The sequence below is a fragment of the Ferdinandcohnia sp. FSL W7-1320 genome (assembly GCF_038050315.1).
GTDB lineage: Bacteria > Bacillota > Bacilli > Bacillales > Bacillaceae_L > Ferdinandcohnia > Ferdinandcohnia aciditolerans.
On sequence record NZ_JBBPAM010000001.1, the window covers coordinates 4,856,507 to 4,874,527 of the forward strand.

The 18,021-nt window shown below is 38.1% G+C and carries 14 protein-coding genes; 3 read left to right on the forward strand and 11 right to left on the reverse strand.

Annotated features, from left to right (window positions below):
• Window positions 1-278 precede the first annotated feature (278 nt).
• Window positions 279-1,508, forward strand: coding sequence for an IS110 family RNA-guided transposase (locus tag NST91_RS23415; protein WP_341330810.1), 1,230 nt, complete (start codon window positions 279-281; stop codon window positions 1,506-1,508).
• 329 nt (window positions 1,509-1,837) lie between these two features.
• Here the strand turns inward: NST91_RS23415 and NST91_RS23420 are convergent, their stop codons facing one another.
• The 3 genes from NST91_RS23420 to NST91_RS23430 are packed head-to-tail and all read right to left on the reverse strand — an operon-like array spanning window position 1,838 to window position 4,316.
• Entirely contained in the window at window positions 1,838-2,740 is a 903-nt protein-coding gene (locus tag NST91_RS23420; protein ID WP_341333076.1) for a fumarylacetoacetate hydrolase family protein, read from the reverse strand.
• Between the two features lie 14 nt (window positions 2,741-2,754).
• Window positions 2,755-3,528 carry an SDR family NAD(P)-dependent oxidoreductase gene (locus NST91_RS23425; protein ID WP_341333077.1) on the reverse strand — a complete coding sequence of 258 codons (774 nt, stop codon included), beginning with the start codon at window positions 3,526-3,528 and terminating at the stop codon, window positions 2,755-2,757.
• Window positions 3,525-4,316, reverse strand: coding sequence for an IclR family transcriptional regulator (locus NST91_RS23430; RefSeq protein WP_341333078.1), 792 nt, complete (start codon window positions 4,314-4,316; stop codon window positions 3,525-3,527). The genes NST91_RS23425 and NST91_RS23430 overlap by 4 nt, the downstream gene beginning before the upstream one ends.
• Before the next feature lie 237 nt (window positions 4,317-4,553).
• Here NST91_RS23430 and NST91_RS23435 point away from each other — a divergent pair, with 237 nt between their 5' ends.
• Entirely contained in the window at window positions 4,554-5,390 is an 837-nt protein-coding gene (locus tag NST91_RS23435; protein WP_341333079.1) for an isocitrate lyase/PEP mutase family protein, read from the forward strand.
• 368 nt (window positions 5,391-5,758) lie between these two features.
• Here NST91_RS23435 and NST91_RS23440 read toward each other — a convergent pair whose 3' ends face one another.
• Both NST91_RS23440 and NST91_RS23445 read right to left on the reverse strand, forming a co-directional pair.
• Window positions 5,759-7,594: a diguanylate cyclase gene (locus NST91_RS23440; protein WP_341333080.1), complete on the reverse strand. Its 1,836-nt coding sequence runs from the start codon at window positions 7,592-7,594 to the stop codon at window positions 5,759-5,761.
• Between the two features lie 161 nt (window positions 7,595-7,755).
• Entirely contained in the window at window positions 7,756-8,349 is a 594-nt protein-coding gene (locus tag NST91_RS23445) for a DUF5317 family protein (RefSeq protein ID WP_121445628.1), read from the reverse strand.
• A 232-nt stretch (window positions 8,350-8,581) separates the two neighbouring features.
• Between NST91_RS23445 and NST91_RS23450 the strand changes: the two genes are divergently transcribed.
• Complete coding sequence (locus NST91_RS23450; protein ID WP_341333081.1) at window positions 8,582-10,801, forward strand: YhgE/Pip family protein; 2,220 nt, start codon at window positions 8,582-8,584, stop codon at window positions 10,799-10,801.
• Between the two features lie 246 nt (window positions 10,802-11,047).
• Here NST91_RS23450 and NST91_RS23455 read toward each other — a convergent pair whose 3' ends face one another.
• The 6 genes from NST91_RS23455 to NST91_RS23480 all read right to left on the reverse strand — a co-directional run bounded on the left by NST91_RS23455 (window position 11,048) and on the right by NST91_RS23480 (window position 18,009).
• On the reverse strand, window positions 11,048-11,683 hold the full coding sequence (locus NST91_RS23455; protein WP_341333082.1) for a YesL family protein: 636 nt from the start codon (window positions 11,681-11,683) through the stop codon (window positions 11,048-11,050).
• Between the two features lie 53 nt (window positions 11,684-11,736).
• On the reverse strand, window positions 11,737-13,143 hold the full coding sequence (locus NST91_RS23460; protein ID WP_341333083.1) for an FAD-dependent oxidoreductase: 1,407 nt from the start codon (window positions 13,141-13,143) through the stop codon (window positions 11,737-11,739).
• Between the two features lie 13 nt (window positions 13,144-13,156).
• Entirely contained in the window at window positions 13,157-14,494 is a 1,338-nt protein-coding gene (locus NST91_RS23465) for an extracellular solute-binding protein (protein ID WP_341333084.1), read from the reverse strand.
• Window positions 14,495-14,520: 26 nt separating this feature from the next.
• Window positions 14,521-15,408, reverse strand: a complete 888-nt coding sequence (locus NST91_RS23470; RefSeq protein WP_341333085.1) for a carbohydrate ABC transporter permease — start codon at window positions 15,406-15,408, stop codon at window positions 14,521-14,523.
• A gap of 16 nt (window positions 15,409-15,424) precedes the next feature.
• Window positions 15,425-16,309 carry a carbohydrate ABC transporter permease gene (locus NST91_RS23475; RefSeq protein WP_341333086.1) on the reverse strand — a complete coding sequence of 295 codons (885 nt, stop codon included), beginning with the start codon at window positions 16,307-16,309 and terminating at the stop codon, window positions 15,425-15,427.
• A 203-nt stretch (window positions 16,310-16,512) separates the two neighbouring features.
• Window positions 16,513-18,009, reverse strand: coding sequence for a response regulator transcription factor (locus NST91_RS23480; protein ID WP_341333087.1), 1,497 nt, complete (start codon window positions 18,007-18,009; stop codon window positions 16,513-16,515).
• Window positions 18,010-18,021 lie beyond the last annotated feature (12 nt).

An 18,021-nucleotide genomic window follows, 5' to 3' on the forward strand; every position in this document is an offset into this window, starting at 1 on the left:
TTTCGTGATGTCCCTAGATAATGGTCTTAGGATCGTTTGGGGGATTTCTATCATCTCCTGTAGCTTTGACTACTACAAAAGTCTGTCTCCCCAGTCCTTGTTCGAACTTCTAACCCGCAGGCTGTTCCCTTTGGCAGCCCATGCTGGAAGTTGCAGCTTCCAGGCAGCTCATGGACCAAAGTGAGTTCTAATACGCGAGGGTGATTGACCGACAAGTACACTGGGGATATCCCGAAGAGTCCTTCCCTTGATCCTAGATTGAAAGGAGGTTAGCCACCATGAAATTATTTGTTGGAATAGACGTTAGCTCTCAAGATATGAAAGCTTGTGTCATGAATTTTGAAGGAAAAGCATTAACTGCTCTCACTGTTGACAACAATTTGACAGGGGCATCTTATCTGAAAGATCTGATTGTCAAGATAGCCCAAAGTAACTCAATTTCCGAGATTCAAATCGGGATGGAGGCCACTTCAGTCTATAGTTGGCATCCTGCTATGTTTTTTCACGAGGATGAATCTCTTAAAGAATTTAAAACAACAGTCTTTACTATTAATCCAAAACTAATTAAAAAATTTAAAGAGTCATATGTTGACCTGGATAAAACAGACCAAGTCGATGCTTGGATTATTGCAGATCGCTTACGGTTTGGACGTCTTCCACTAACGGCGGTCATGCAGGAACAATTTATTGCTCTTCAAAGGTTGACAAGAATGAGATATCATCTCGTTCATAACCTAACGCGAGAAAAGCAATATTTTCTGCAACACTTATTTTATAAGTGTAGTTCCTTTACGACTGAAGTGGATAGTTCGGTTTTTGGAAATGCCATGTTAGAGCTATTTCTTGAACAATATAGCTTAGATGAAATTAGCTCAATGGATCTTCAAGAACTTGCGAATTATCTTCAAGATAAGGGCAAAAATCGCTTTACTGACGCCGAGTGTGTGGCGAAATCCATTCAAAAGGCTGCGAGATCTTCCTACCGATTATCAAAGTGTGTGGAAGATTCTATCGACCTATTATTAGGGACTTCAATAGAGTCCATCCGTAGTATAACTAAACAGATTAAAGAACTTGACAAAGCCATCCAAAAGCTTCTAGAAGGTATCCCTAATACCTTACAGACGATTCCAGGAATAGGCCCAGTCTATACCGCTGGTATTTTAGCCGAAATTGGACAAATTGATCGCTTTGATAACCAAGCTTCCATTGCCAAATATAGTGGACTTACATGGTCCAAGCATCAATCAGGCAAGTTCCAAGCTGAGGAAACCAAAATGATACGTTCAGGAAATAGATTTCTTCGTTATTACCTTGTTGAAGCTGCCAACTCGGTTCAACGAAATGAACCTGAATTTCGGGCATACTACCTGAAAAAATATCGTGAGGTTCCTAAGCATCAACACAAAAGAGCACTCGTCTTAACGGCAAGAAAACTTGTGCGGTTGGTCGATGCGCTGCTACGCAACGATCAAGTCTACACGCCAAGAAGGAAGGTGAATAACTAAAGGATAAAACATCCTAAATCCTTCAATGTTTTCCAGTAAATGGTTTAATATCTTACTGGGTTTCTTAAGTATTGTCTTTTTTAGGTATTGGTTGGCTTACAATTTCCAATTCCTTAGATTTTGGTACTTGACATATTACCGCAGGACTTTTTAAACAGCTAATTGTTTTAGGTACTTTTTCGTTTTGGGCACATTAATTTACATGATGGTCCAGTAAGTCTTCTTAGCTGTTTTACTCTAGTTGGTCTTTTCAAAGTTTGCTTTTCCTGTAGATTCGTGCCTCCATTTCAATCAACATACTAAACTACTTTTTAAGTAAGGGTTTTCAATTAAACTAAAACTTTTTCTTCGACAAACTTATTGGTTAATGTACCAAGCTTCTCGATTTCAACAGTGACTACGTCACCAGGCTGGATGTAAACTCTCTCTTCTTGTGGAAGTCCAAGAACGACGCCTTCTGGTGTTCCTGTTAGAATTAAATCTCCCGGCAATAGAGTCATATGTTTAGATATATAACTCACAATTTCTGCACATGAGAAAATCATATCTGATGTGTTTGAGTTTTGTCTGAGTTCACCATTCACATACGTTTTAAGTGTAAGATTGTTGGGATTTCCAACTTCATCCGATGTGACTAGGTAAGGACCCGCCGGGCTAAAGCCATCACAAGATTTCCCGAGCAGCCACTGCGGCGTTCTCATTTGTAAGTCTCGTGCGGATAGGTCATTGACCGCGCAATATCCGAATACATGAGAGAGTGCTTCTTCCTCTGATATGTTTTTCGTTTCCTTGCCGATTACAATACCAAGCTCAACTTCATAATCCAATTCATTGGTAACACCCGGAATTTCGATTTCAGCATTATGACCAGTCAGTGTGTTGTCAAATTTGTTAAAAAGAATTGGCACTTCAGGGTAAGGAGCATTTGTCTCGTCAGCATGCTTCTTGTAATTCAAACCAACACAGATAATTTTATGTGGTCGGGTTACACATGGACCCCAGGTTACTTCCTCTTCGTTGACCACTGTTGCCTGCCCGTTATGTACAGCTTGTTTAATCTGTTCCTCGAAATGTTTGAATTCATCTGATGGCATACCAATTACGTTCATGATATCCTCAGGTACTACATTCCAATTATTCTGTTCAGCTGTCTTTTCGACATCAATTAGAGAATGATTCAATTTAACTGCCAGTCGTTCTTGCTGGTTGTATAGATACGTTCCTAATTTCATTTCAAACCCTCCAGTTAAGCATTTTTTCCAAATACAACTCCACCATCGATATATAGTGGTGCACCCATCATAAACGAAGACTCATCAGAAGCGAGAAACAGTGCTGCTTTTGCAACATCATCCGGACGACCAAGATTACCGCTTAGCTGCCTCTTTTTAATCCCTTCAATCGCCTCTTCAGGATCATCATAGGAGTTTTTAAGGTAGTTCTCTACAAAAGGCGTCAAGATTGTACCTGGAAGTAGAGCATTTACCCGAATATTGTATGGAGCGTAGTCGACCTGCATAGATTTCGTCAATGATAGGACAGCTCCTTTAGTTGTTGCATAAACAGCTCGTAGCTTTAGTCCGATTTCCGCAATACAAGAAGACATATTAATGATTGTACCTTCATTTCTCTCAATCATGTGCGGTATGACGTACTTGCTTGTCATATAGACACCCTTAATGTTAACGTTTACAACTTTATCCCAGAGTTCTTCGCTCGTTTCATGTAGCATACCAACTCCTGAGATTCCTGCGTTATTAAAGAGTACATCGATTTTACCTGTGTGACGGATGATTTCATCAACCATTCGTTGGACGTCATCCGCTTTTGTCACATCAGCTTGAATGAAGGTTGCTTCCCCACCATTATTCTTTATGAGCTCTAGTGTCTCCAAACCGCCTTGTTCGGAAGTATCATTCACAACTACCAAAGCACCTTCTTTGGCGAAGAGTTGAGCAGTTTCTCTTCCAATTCCTGAACCTGCTCCAGTAATCAAAGCTACTTTTCCTTGAAGTCTCATCTAACCACTCCTTTATCTAAGTTTTGAGTTGTACTGTATCCTGCCTTTAGTGAAATCCTGTGGGCTAGATCCAGAATCTCCTTCTCCACCTGCTTTTGTTTCCGTTCCCAGTTCACCGGGAGCATCGTGACGCTAACTGCTGCGATAATATCTCCCTTATTGTTTCTGATTGGAACACTGATACAAGTGAAACCCTCAACAGCCTCTTGATATTCCCTAATATATCCGTTTTCCTTTAGGGATTCGATTTGTTGCCAAAGCTCATCCAAGGTCTGGACTGTATATGGAGTCTTTGCTTCCATCTTCTTTCCAGCATATAACTCTTCAAGTTCATGATAATTATACTTGGATAGCAGAACCTTTCCCATTGCGGTTGCATGGGCAGGATATCTCATACCCGGACCAGATACAACTCGAATTGGAGAGGATCCTTCTTTCTTGGCGACGTAGAGAATATCTGTCCCGTCAAGAACTGAAAGCTGCACAGTTTCGCCTAGATTTGATACTGTAATCTCTGACTCAATCAAAAATGTATCAACAAAATCGAACTGGCTTACATACAACGTACTAAATAATCCGAATCTCATACCCAACGAATAGGTGTCATCCCTATCCTTTTTAACCCACCCCAGGCTCTCCAAGGTATTCAACATAGAAAAAAGGGAGCTCTTGTTCATATCCAATTCCTTGGACAAATCTATTAATCTATACTTGTTTGGACGATACGCAATCAGGTCGAGAACTTTATCTGCTCGCTCTAAAGCTGGAACCCAATATTTCTTTTCCAATCTAGTCCCCCCTTTTTTGTTGGTTTTATATAGTAAACCTGATTTAGTATCCAAAACCAATTTATCACTATTATTTAAAATAGTCAAATAATTTATTTTATTCCCAACAATTTTGGTGGGTCACAGGGACAGGTCCTTTGTCCCACCATATTTTTCCTTTTGAGCCTGTCCCTTCACCCCAGAAATAAGTTACAATAAGATTATAGTTTTGATTCGAAATTAGAAAGGAGTTTGGCGATGATAAGTGAACAGCTAGTAGCTAAAGCAGAGCGTTTTCGGGCTCTCCATAAGGGGCCAAATACCATGATTCTACCGAATGCATGGGATGTAATCAGTGCAAAAATGTTCGAGGAATGCGGATGTGAAGCAATTGGTACAACAAGTGCAGGGATTGCGATGTCACTGGGGTATCCTGATGGACAAGAGATTCCATTTGAAACGATGTTACGTATTATCAAGAATATGGTTAACGCGGTTGACGTACCAGTAAGCGCGGACCTTGAATCAGGTTATGGAGAGACGACGAAGGAAGTTTTACATACAATAGAACAAGTTATATCAGCTGGTTTGGTTGGTATCAATCTCGAGGACGCTACTGGTGATGCTAGTTCTCCGATTTATGATCCACAACTGCAGAAGGAAAAGATTGCTGCCATTAGGGAGTACTGTGATTCAATTGGGTTTCCGTTGTTTATCAATGCACGCACGGATATTTTTTGGCTAAATATTGGCGAACCAGAATCTCGTATTGACGAAGCGATCTACCGCGTAAAGCTATATGAGGAAGCTGGCGCAGATTGTGTCTTCGTCCCCGCTCTGAAAGATATCGATGAAATTAAAAAACTTAGAAAAGCAGTCAATTGTCCAATTAATCTATTAGCCGTCCCGGGGCTTCCTTCATTAGAAGAGTTATCTGAAATAGGAATTGAAAGAGTAAGTACTGGCTCTAGTCCATTCCGCGCCAGTGTATCCCTCTTGAAACAAATCGGCGACGAGATCGTGAACCAACGTACATTTAATAAAATAACAGATAATGTGCTTTCCTATGGTGAAGTATCCACTTTAGTGAAATAATGGGTCAAGGGGACAGGTCCCTTGACCCACCATTTTTTTCCTGGGACAAGGGACCTGTCCCTCCGACCCTTTTTCAGAATACCAAATTGATAGTATAACAGTTTCATTTGCAATACCGATTACCTAGCGAATTAAATTCAAACAAACGATTGATTGAATTGAGAGTTTCATGCCACTGCTGATTTAGACCATTAAACAAACGTTTGTTTGAAATCGATAAATTCAAAAAAGGCCCGATTAGTACAGATTACTGCTAATCGGGTTTTTGATATTTTAGTATAATATATTGTTTGACACCTAGATTTGGGACAAGGGACCTGTCCCTCTGTCCCAACCCCAAAAAACCAGCAGCCACCGACCACTGGTTTTTACGAACTTATGACGAGTTCTTCTTTTATTTGGTTTGCATATTTCTCTTCGATCATCCCGATGAAGGGTTCGACTAATGTTGGATCGAATTGACTTCCTGAGCATTTTCTTAGTTCGTCGATGGCTTCGGTGAAGGTTTTTGTCTTTTGGTATGGGCGTTCTGTTGTCATGGCGTCAAAGGAATCGCACACACATAGTATGCGAGCCAGTTTCGGAATTTTTTCACCTTGTAGGCCATGCGGATATCCCTTTCCATCGAAACGTTCATGATGAAGCTCAACTAATGGAATCAAAGGCTCCAATTTTTTATTGGTCGAGATAATTTCTTTCCCCCAGGTTACGTGTTTCTTCATCATTTCCCATTCATGAGGTTCGAGTTTTCCTTTTTTATTGATAATATCACGAGGAATCTCTAGTTTACCGATGTCATGAATCAGGGCACCTAATATTAACGTCTTCTTTTCAGATTCACTTAAATCTAGTCTACTACTGAAATCAACCGCATATTGGAAGACACGTTTACTATGACGATAGGTGTACACATCTTTCGATAAGAAGATCTTTAGCTGTTGTTCAGCTTCGGTTAACTCTTGATCGAGATTAATCGCATTTTGAGCAAAGTATTGAGAATTCTCATCGAATACCTGAACAATGTTTTTTCCTTGTGCTTTCGCATAATACATCGCTTGGTCGGCTTTATTCAATATTTCGGATGCATCATACATCCCTTTTTCCCACTCCACAACGCCTGCTGAAAAAGATAGACAGCCATACGGAAGTGCTTCTACACCTTTGAAGTAGCTATTATTCACTTTTTTTCGCAATGAATCAATGAAAGCTAATCCGTCGTCCACACAAGTGTTCGGCATGACAATTGAAAATTCTTCTCCACCGTATCTCCCAACGATATAGTCATGTGAATTTGCTTCTTCTTCTAAGATTGAACCGAAAAATGTTAGTAAATGATCACCTTGAATATGACCATATAAATCATTATATTTTTTAAAATCATCTATATCTAAAAGTGCTAAGCTGACAGGCGTTCCATTTTCCCTAGCACTTGATATTTCAGCATCAAATAATTCTTTAAAATAGCCATGATTATTTAAACCTGTTAAGAAATCCTTATTCGCCTTATCTGAAATCTCTTGATAGAGCTTAAAATGCTGATCAAATGCAGCTGATAACAGTAAAGCAATACAAACGAATAAAAAAAGGCCAAATATACCTTCTGCTTTTAGCAAAATTCCAAGAATCAAGGGTAGTAACAACGTCGTAAAATAACTAATCACAAAAGTTTTATCAGTAGTGACCCCTTTAATTACGTTCTCAATACTACCACTACCATAAAGAAAGAAATAAGAAATAATAAAGAGCATGTTGCAAATAAAATACGTACATAGAGATAGAATATATGGCAACAGATGATGTGTATCGATTTCTCCAACTGATCCTCCAGCAAAAACAAGTGAAAAATAGGAGGCGATAATCATAATGCTGTACATCGAGAAATTAAATAAATGCTTCCACCAAGCTATTTTCCGTTGGACAAAAACATAGATAAGACTGGACAATGCCAGTACAAAAAGGGTAACGTCTAGTCCATACATAAACAAACTAGCGAGATAAATAGAAGAATCTAGAGAAAGTGAATTATCCTTTGGCGGGATATGGATAACATGATAGTTTAAAAGAGTAATAGAACCGATTAATACAAATATGATCACCCAATCTGATAAGGTGATATTATAATCATAAAAATAGAGGAATGAAAATACTCCTACTATAATGGTAATGCTCGTGTATACATGTATGGGTTTAAAGTTTAATTTCATGTTTTATCATCCCTCGGGTTAAAAGGTAGAGGAGGACTCATTGGATATTCAACATCCTCCTCCTAGGTTAATCATTTATACTAGTTTCCAACCAGAAGTAAAAGCAAGTACAACAGATCCAAGGATAACTGCATTTAGTAAAATACGAGTTACTTTTGTTTTCATGATTTCACCTCCTTCAATGAAGGGGTTTCATCTTCTAATGATGTGTGTTTATTTTTATGTACCATTAAATATTGGATAAATTGGAAGACGCCAATGTTCATCACAACATCTCCAATACTAATGACTTGAGAACGCGGATACGGGTCCGTTAGAGGTATTATATCACCTAAAAAACCTAATCTACTACTCTCTGTGAGCAGTGTATGTTTCGCATAAAGCTCATTTTTTAATGTGTCTAAGTAATGCGGATCTAGTAGCGTTGCAGCAGACTCTAATACTGGCATTCTACCTCCGTTCAAAGCCATGACAAGGAAGTTTAGGAATGTCCCGATTAAAATAAGAGTAAAACCAGAATTATGTCGGTTCACCCAAAGAAACGCCATCCCAATCACATAGACAACCATATAAATATAGCCACTAAGAGACCCCAGCATTTCATACTTATTCTGTAGAAAATAAACAAAAAACTGCAGAAAAACAAGAATCGGAAAAATCCATCCGAATTTTAACTGTAAATCAGCCAATCCTCGCAAACTACCTTTTCGAAAAAAACCCACAATAATCGCAATGAGAATCCCATCAAAAACCATTTTTTACCCACCAATTTGTTAAATTTAAAATTACGTATTTCCTGCTTCTAACGAGGAGTAACCCCCATATTTCACCAATATACTACAAATTATATCAGAAAGTTTCAACTTTTACGGGAAAAATTCCCATGGAAACAAAATTTATGAAAACAGCCTTTCAAAAAGAATTTGATAATAAGTAAATATTCAAGGCATTACTAAAAGGAACGTCTTTTTAGAAAGGAACAACTCCATGAAAAATATCAGAATGATTTTTTTCAATGATCTCCGAAATACGTATACAAATTGGGTTGCAGCAGTTGTGATTACGGCTCTTATTCTACTTCCTTCTCTTTATGCCTGGTTCAACATTAAAGCGTCATGGGACCCATACAGCAATACAAACCAAATACCCGTTGGGATTGTGAGTGAGGATCAAGGGGCATCAGTAGAGGACAAGGAAATTCATATTGGTTCTGATTTAATGAAAACATTAAAGAATGACAACTCGTTTGAGTGGCATTTTATTGACCGCAACCTAGCAATGAAGGAAGTTAAGTCTGGCGACCTGTACGCAGTTATGATCATCCCCTCAGACTTTTCAAAAAAGCTTGGAACCGTCATCAGTGACAATCCTACGAAGGCAACTATTGAATATTATGTCAATGAAAAGGTCAACGCCATTTCACCCAAAATCACGGAAAAAGGGGCAACCGTGATCACCGAGCAGATTACCAGTCAGTTCGTTTCAACAGTAAATGGGATCATATTCGACGTTTTTAATCAACTCGGAACTGAAATAGAACAAAATTTACCAGATATTGAACGATTTCAATCCTTTATTTTTTTATTAGAAGAAAAATTGCCTTCCATTAAAACTACACTTGACGATGTTTACAGGGATATCATTCAAGCAGAATCAGTCATACGAGATAGTCAAGAATTGATTCCGAAAGTAAAGGACAAAACGAATCAAGCCTTACATACAATCGAGGATGCGAATACGTTCCTAACGAAAGCAGAAACTCGTTTTAATGAATTGTCGCCTATCGTAAAAGCGGATCTGACAAAGGTGCAAAATGCAACTCATCTCGTAGATGACTATATCCAGTCTGTAGATGTCAATCTTACAGAATTAGTGAATGCTGCCAACGCAGCCAAATTAGATATCGATAACCTACAAAACCTGCTAGCTGATTTGAAAAGCGTCGTATACAGCCAGGGTATCAACTTTAGTCAACTTGATTCACTCATGCAACATCCAGAATATGAACAATTACATGAAATACAGAATGAACTAAATCATTTAAAAGAACAATTCAATGACCAAGCCATAGTTCAAAACAATAATTTAGAAAATGCGATTACCAACGCAGACGCCTTAGAACAAAAAATAAATGATATTCAGAAGATAATTCAGGAAAACAAAGCGGAAATACCAAGCCTAGAGGAGATCAAAAGTTATTCAACAAACACAAGAGATCAAATCGATACATTCATTACTCAATACAACAATGAAATTGAACCGAGAATTCAAGCCCAGTTAAAAAATATGAAAGAGGTTTTACAAGGAGCAAAAGAGATCATAGTAAAAGTTCAAAAAATCATACCACAAATCGAAACAATCCTTAAGAACGCGAATGATCATCTACAAGAAGGGAAAAACACCATCGTGGCAGCACGAAATCAGTACCCTTATCTCAATCAAAAAGTCCATGAACTTGCCAAAAAAATACGAGATCTCAATCAAAAAGCTGATATCAATGACATGATCGAATTACTGCGAAATGACCCCGAGGCAGAACGAGGTTTCTTCGCCGAACCTGTTATTTTAGACTCCCACAAGCTATTCCCGCTTCCAAATTACGGGACTGGGATGACTCCATTTTATACAGTCTTATCATTATGGGTTGGCGGATTATTAATGATTTCACTTCTTTCGGTTGAAGCACACGGAGTTGAGAACATCACTGGCAGACAAGAGTATTTTGGAAAAGGATTCACATTTTTGGTGATTGGTATTTTACAAACCATTATCGTAACGATGGGAGATATGTGGATACTGGGAGTCGAGGTGAGTGCTCCCTTCTATTTTATCTTGTTTAGTGTATTTATCAGTGTTGTCTTTGTTGCGATGATCTACACCCTAGTATCTGTTCTTGGCAATGTAGGAAAGGCGCTCGCGATTGTGCTACTTGTTTTGCAAATCTCAAGTTCCGGCGGCACATTCCCAGTTGTCCTGTTGCCACACTTTTTTCAGTATATTCATCCCTACCTTCCATTTACGTATGCAGTTAGTTTAATTCGGGAGGCCGTAGGTGGCATTGTCTGGGGAACGGTCTTCAATAATATCTTAGTCTTAAGCCTATTTGGGATAGTAGCCGTTATTATTGGTGCATGGCTCAAAGAACCGCTAAATAAAATGGGGACCCCTATCAAACAAAAATTAAAAAAATCTGGACTGTTTCACTAAGTCCAGATTTTTTTATTTAGCTTTTAATTTCAATAGTGCTCCAAAATACTGGGAAGCAGGGGTAAGGTAATGAATCATATAGTTCACTTATTTCCTTCTTGAAATATACTATTATGGCCTTATTCCCTGTTTGAATGTGGTCAAAGCTCTATAACGATAGTTTAATCCGCGTGAAAAAATAAAAAAATCCCGATTAGTATAGGTTCCTACCAAACGGGATTTTAATATTCTGATCTAATATCGCATTTAACCTATGATTGGGGACGAAGGACCTGTCCCTCTGTCCCGCAGGAACCCCCAGTTGTATGCGATGTAGGTGGTCCATAGTGCTGAGAGGCTGCCAAATAGAAAGAAAAAGGTGGCTGAGAAGAAAGAACATACGACAAAGATAAAAGCGCAACCACTAACTATCACAAGGCCTTGCAAAATATGAGAAATCCCAATGATGAACGCACTTTTTATATATGTTAGAAGCTTCATGTCAAAATGAACATATATTGGAAATAAAAAAAGGATAGAGACTAAATAGAGTAGCATTAAGCCTAACATTGAAAATTTACCAAAAATAATATTTTGTTCCGAAAAGAAATGATAATTAAATAAAAGAAGGAATCCTACCGTTCCAAAAATGAGCCCTAAGGCTTGCATTTGCACAAATTCACATTTATATTTCTCCCAAAATAACGGAAAGATTTGAAAATCACGTTCTCCCATGACCCATTTTCTTGTTACATGGAACATGGCTGCAGTGGAAGGCATAATTCCAAAAATCCCTAAGCCTAAAATGGTAAAGACAATCCATAAAATATTGACATACACGAGATTCATAATCCATTCAAAAAGGACATTGATTCTACCTAATAATCCCACGTTATTTATCATCCGGAAACCTCCTTATTAAAAAGAAAGGTCTGCTTCTATGCAGACCTCCCTAATCATCTACTTACTTCAAGATCGCCAGCAACAATTGCATCTTGTTGCCGTAAATAACTTTGAAGTTCACGAACTGATACTTCGCGGGTTTTTACTCCTTGCTGGGCAGATAATGCTGCTGCCACACCGGCTGCTTGCCCTTGTGCCATGGAATGCGATTGAACCCTAGCAGAAGCAAGTGCTTCATGCGTTGCCGAAATACAACGACCTGCAATCAAAGTGTTTTCTAAACCAACCGGAAGTAGACAACGGTACGGAATATCATATGCGTCATCCAATTCAACCCAGACATTCTTTTTATCCGTCGGGCTATGAATGTCTACAGGGAAGCACCCCTTTGCAATGCCATCGTCAAATTTTCTCCCTCGTAACACATCTTCTTGAGTTAGAACGTAATCGCCAATAATTCTTCTTGTCTCTCTAACACCAACATGTGAGGACGCTCCAGATAAAACGGCCTTTTCAAACCCTGGTAAATACTTTCGGGCAAATTTAGTTAAGGACATCACTTGTTCTTTTAAATCTAAACTTGCTTGAATGAGTTCATTGTTGTTTAGCGCATTTACTTTATTCAATCTCGTTGCATTGAAAAGTACATCACCCTTTTTAAAATCAGAAAAGATGGTGATTCTTTCTCGTCCCAAATTCAGCTCCCCACTTTGCTGACCTTTCGCAACTAGATCATTAAAGCCCGTTACAGCTACCATTTTATCAGCAAAATAGTCTGGTAGATTGTCAGGAAGAACTGGGTATGTTAACCAAACAAACTCATTTCGATTCTTATCTGTATACTCGATAAAACGATCAATATCCACATAACTCATTCGAAACATGGTCGTTACAGGCTGGCTTAACCCATCTTGCTTCCGTCCAAATTCAAATTCAGCACCCGCCTGGACGGCAATATCCCCATCACCTGTACAATCAATAAAAACCTTTGCTTCAAGTGTACTGCGAGAAGATTTTGTCTTAATACTAACGGATTCAATCTTCCCATTATTACTTGTAACAGTGTCAACATATGTGTTTAATAAAAGGTCTACTCCTGCTTCAATGACCATTTTGTTCAAAACATATTTTAGGATTTCACCATCAAAAGGTGTAATATGACCACCTGTACCTTGCGTATTACCAGGATCATCGTAAGGACATTTAAGAGTCCCCGTTGAACCTTCATGCTTAACCAGTTCATCCACAATATCTTGGAACACACCTCTAATGACCTGTGTATCCTGGTGATAGTTTGTCATCCAAGGTCCTACCATACTAGCAGTTCCAGCTCCACCTAAAAATGGATTTGGTTCAATTAATACTGTTTTTACACCCATTCTACCTGCAGCAATCGCTGCGGCAACCCCCGCAGGACCGCCGCCTATTACTGCAACATCATAGTTTTTTTCAAAAGTCATCTGTTAGCAACTCCTATTCTAATGCGCTATCGATCGCTTTTTTCATTTCTGTTATTGCTTCATCCGACGTTTGTTCACCAATTAAGACCTTCTCACCTTGCTCTTCAACGATTTTTTGAATTTCTGCCAAGTTATCAAATTTTGTATCTACAACAATGTCAATATCTTGATTTAGTACAACACGTTTGAAAGAATCAACATCAAATAATTTTTCTGGATTTTCACCTAATACTAATTCAGCTACTTTATTTGGATCTGCCTTTTTCCATGCCGGTACACGTCCACCAGAAATAAGCGGTTCATTTCCTTCTGTCACATACCATTTAACGAATTTCCAGGCTGCTTCTTTATTTTTTGATCGTGAGTTAATTGCAACGAAGTCTAAATAACCTGTTCCTCCACCAAGATATTTGCTATCTTCAGTCATCTTAGGTGGTGGAGCAAATGCAGTCACAAAGTCGTGCGGGTAATCTTCTAGGTTTTTAATACTTCGAATAGCAGCAGTTCCACTCCAGTTCATAGCCGCTTTTCCTGTTAAAAATAAGTCAGTACCTTGCATTTTGGTTGCTTTCGCTTCTGAGAATGGTGGCTGTACCTTCAATTCACGTTCCATGTTAACCATTGTATCTAAATACTTCTTGAAGACTGGATGGTCTACATTACTTGTTCCATCTTCCTTGAAAAATGCATTTGAACCAAGCTCTGTTTTAACTGCCTTATCCATCCATTCATAGATTTTAGGTTCAAGATTTCCAACAAATGAACCCCAACGCTTGTTTGGACCCTCTCCTTGGGATAGGGTAGTCGCATATTCCACATATTCATCCCATGTCCAATCAGTTGGAACTTCGAGATTTGCTTCATCTAAAAATCCTTTGTTGATCGTGACAAAGTCGTTTAAGATAATGGCTGGTATATAGTGTGTTTTCCCATCAATTTTAACAATTGAATTTTCACCAAAGTTTTCTTCAATATTAAAGCTATCTTTCTCAATAAATTGATCAAGTGGTTCTGCCATGCCTGCTTTAATACGTTTATCAAGCTTATCAATACGATAATTAACAAACACGTCGACTTCCCCACCTGCTAGAAGGGAGGTTTCTAATTTGGTATTACCCGCTTTATCGTTAACATACCTTACATATTCAACTTGAATATCAGGATTCGCTGCGTTCCAGTTATCTACTGCTTCTTGTGGTCCACTTTCAGCAGGAACAGCTCCCCAAAACTTCAAATGAACGACATCATTGTCCGATTTTTCATTCCCTCCATTGCTTGATGAGCTTGCGCAGCCCACAACAAAACTAGAAACTAACAACATAAAAGCAATTAAAGTTAGAAACTTTTTCAATTAAGACACCCCTTACATCTTTTTGTTTATCCCTTTATACCACTTGCTGCTACACCTGCAATAAACCACTTCTGACACGCTAAGAATAAAATAAGGACTGGAAGAATTGCACTAACGGCCGCCGCCATCATTAAAGTATAATCCGTACCAGATTCATCTATAAAATTAGAAAGTCCTAAAGGTACCGTAAATAATTCTTCACTTGTGATAAAAATGAGCGGATTGACAAATTCATTCCAATTCAGAGTAAAGCTTAAAATAATGAGCGAAACAAGCGCTGGCTTTGAAAGAGGAATAATGATTTTTGTCCAAATTTGAAAATGATTTGCCCCCTCCATTTGCGCAGCCTCTGAGAAATCCTTTGGTATAGACAAATAAAACTGCCTTAGTAAAAATGTGCCCAATGCGGTGAAAATACCCGGCAAAATAAGAGCCCAATGCGAATTATAAATCCCCATGTAATTAAATAAAACAAATCTTGGAATGAGGGTTACTTGCTCCGGAATCATTAGCGTTGCTAGATACAAGAGAAAGATAGCGTCTCTTCCCTTAAATTGAATTCTTGAAAATCCATACGCAGCAGCAGAACTGAATATCACAATTCCTATTACAGTGATGCCTGTCACTTTAATCGAGTTCAAATAGTACACCCAAAATGGCTTCGTTCCAAACCAAACCTCTTTATAATTACCCCATTCAAACGTAGTAGGAATCCACTCAATCGGAAAAGTAAATACGTCAATTGGTTTTTTAAATGAGGTTGATAACATCCAAATAAAAGGAAGGACCATACTGAGCGCAAACAACAATAATAGTGATGTAAGAATAAGCTTCTTCCAATTTTTCCTCAGCCATGACACGTTCTGCGTTTTTACATCAACACTATTTTTTGTGGTTACAACTTGCGCATCCATCACACCACTCCTTTCATTAGTAATTTACCCATTTCTTCTGTCCACGCCATTGGAAAACGGTTACAAGAAAGACGATTAAAAATAATACCCAAGCCATTGCTGATGCGTAACCCATGTCATAAAAACTAAACCCTGTTTGATAAATATAAAAAGTAATTACGCTTGTGGCGTTTCCAGGTCCACCTTGTGTCATGATAAAGATGGCAGCAAATACCTGGAATGACTGAATAATACATGTAACGAGAACAAAAAACGAAGTTGAAGATAATAATGGTACTGTGATCTTAAAGAAACTTGTAATCGGGCCAGCACCATCTATTCTTGCTGCTTCATACAGTTCCTTTGGAATTCCTTGCAACCCTGCTAAATAGATGATCATGTTATATCCAATATTCATCCATATTGTCATAATGATAATCGCCGGAAGAGCCCAGGTTGTACTTGACAACCATCCAGGTAAATCCGATATTCCTAGGCTTGCAAGAAATGAATTAATGGGACCGTATGATGGACTATAAAGAATGGCCCATACGACAGATACTGCAACAATACTAGAAATATAAGGCATGAAGATCATTAACCGAATTGTTGACTTTAAAAAGACTTTATCGTTTAGAATAACTGCTGTGATTAATGATAAAATCATCGTACAAGGAACTACGACAATGGTAAAAACGATATTATTTACCAAACTCTTAGTAAACCATTCATCGGACCACATCTTGATAAAATTTTCGAAACCAATAAAGCGGATCCCCTTAAGGCCTTCAAGAAAATTCCAATCTGTAAAACTAAGAACTAATGAAAACAGAATGGGAATTAACGTTAAGAGGCCAAATCCTATTAAACAAGGAAGTATAAATAACCATCCAGTTAAAGCCTCTCTATGCGTACGAATCAACCTACCTCCACCTTTCCTAGACCTTTTGTATATCTTTGATTGTAAGTGAACGATAAAGAGATAGGTACCGACATATGTTTGAAGATGAGGGACTATTCCATGAACTTGAAAGCCCTTACCTACAATTCTTTGATATCGCACTCCAATTCACAGAAAAGTCATAAAAATAGTATCAAGTGAATAACTTGATACTTTAACTTAGACTAGTTTTTTCCATTTTGAAATTGTACCGGAGTTAAACCCACGTATCTTTTAAAGATTTTTGAAAAATACTTTGGATCCTCAAATCCTACTTGAGCTCCTACTTCTACCCAGTCTGCTTGTCGATTTCTTAATAGTTCCTTTGATTTTTCGACCCGAGTCTCCTGCAAATAATGGGTAAAGGTTTTCCCAGTTTCTTTGGTAAATAAATTACTAAAGTAATTTTCACTTAGGTTAACCAAACTAGCGATATCTTGAACTCGCAATGGATCCATATAATGAATTTTTAGATATTCAATTGCTTTTTGTATTTCAAATCTACTCTTTGAAGATTTTATTGCTTGAAGCATTTCTTGAATCACAAGATGAAGGCGGTAACACCATTCACGAAGTTCAAAGTACGTTTTGAATTGTTGAATTTGCTCAAATGGAGATTGACCTTGGAGCATTCCCTCAAGATTTCCCCCCCAGTCTCTTAACAACATAATATTTGTTGATAACCACTGGTACACACTGTCCCGTACAGATTGTGGGGGGATAGATTCATCAATTGCAATAGGGAATAACTTGTTAAAAGCATCGTCAGCTTTATCAGTTGCATCTCCCTCAATATACACTTGATAATCTTTAAGCGATTGAGACTCAAAGAATGTAGAGTATTCTCTTTTGGAGGGGTGTACTTCCTGATAGAGAATGACATGTCCATCTCCTCTATGGAATCTGTATTCATTTGCTTGGATAGCTTGTTCTAAGGCTACTTTTCGATTACTGACGTCTCCAAAAATTTTACTTAAACCAATAGAGGATTTATTATAATTCTTATGTAACAGCAATACTGCATTTTCAAGATATTCCGCATCTATTCCACTTATAAAGAATAGGAAATGATCCAATTCTAGCTCTTCAACTAGTGAAAAAGTTACTCCTTTGGACTGTTTCAGAATTGATTGGATTTCCGAGTAATCCATTTGATTTCCACTAAGAATACCTACCTGATACAGATTACTTTCCCTAAGAGATTCATCATCTACCATTGAGGTACCCAATAACCAATCTTCTAGTTTATGGTTCTGCCCATTTTTCGCAACTTGATTTTGAATATTCGAAGATGAAGTGTCACTTTGATCTATTGTATTTTTTAGATTTAAGACCACACGCAATAACTCCTCAGGCTCTGTAAGTTTATTGATGTAGTCATTGACACCTAAACGTAATGCTTCTCTAATGGTACTAAAATCATCTAGAACACTTAATATTAGTATTTTTATATGTGGAAGTTCTTGTCGAATTAAACGAATCATCTCTAACCCGTCCATATTCGGCATGCGGATATCTGTAATGACTATATCTGGGATATGCTTACGGATTAATTCCAGACCGGACTTACCATCTGAGGATTCGCCAATTAGTTCGATATCGTACTGGTCCCATGAAATACTTGAAATAATCCCTTTTCGAACAAATACCTCATCATCAATAATGACAATTCGAGTTTTCACTTAAAATCCCCC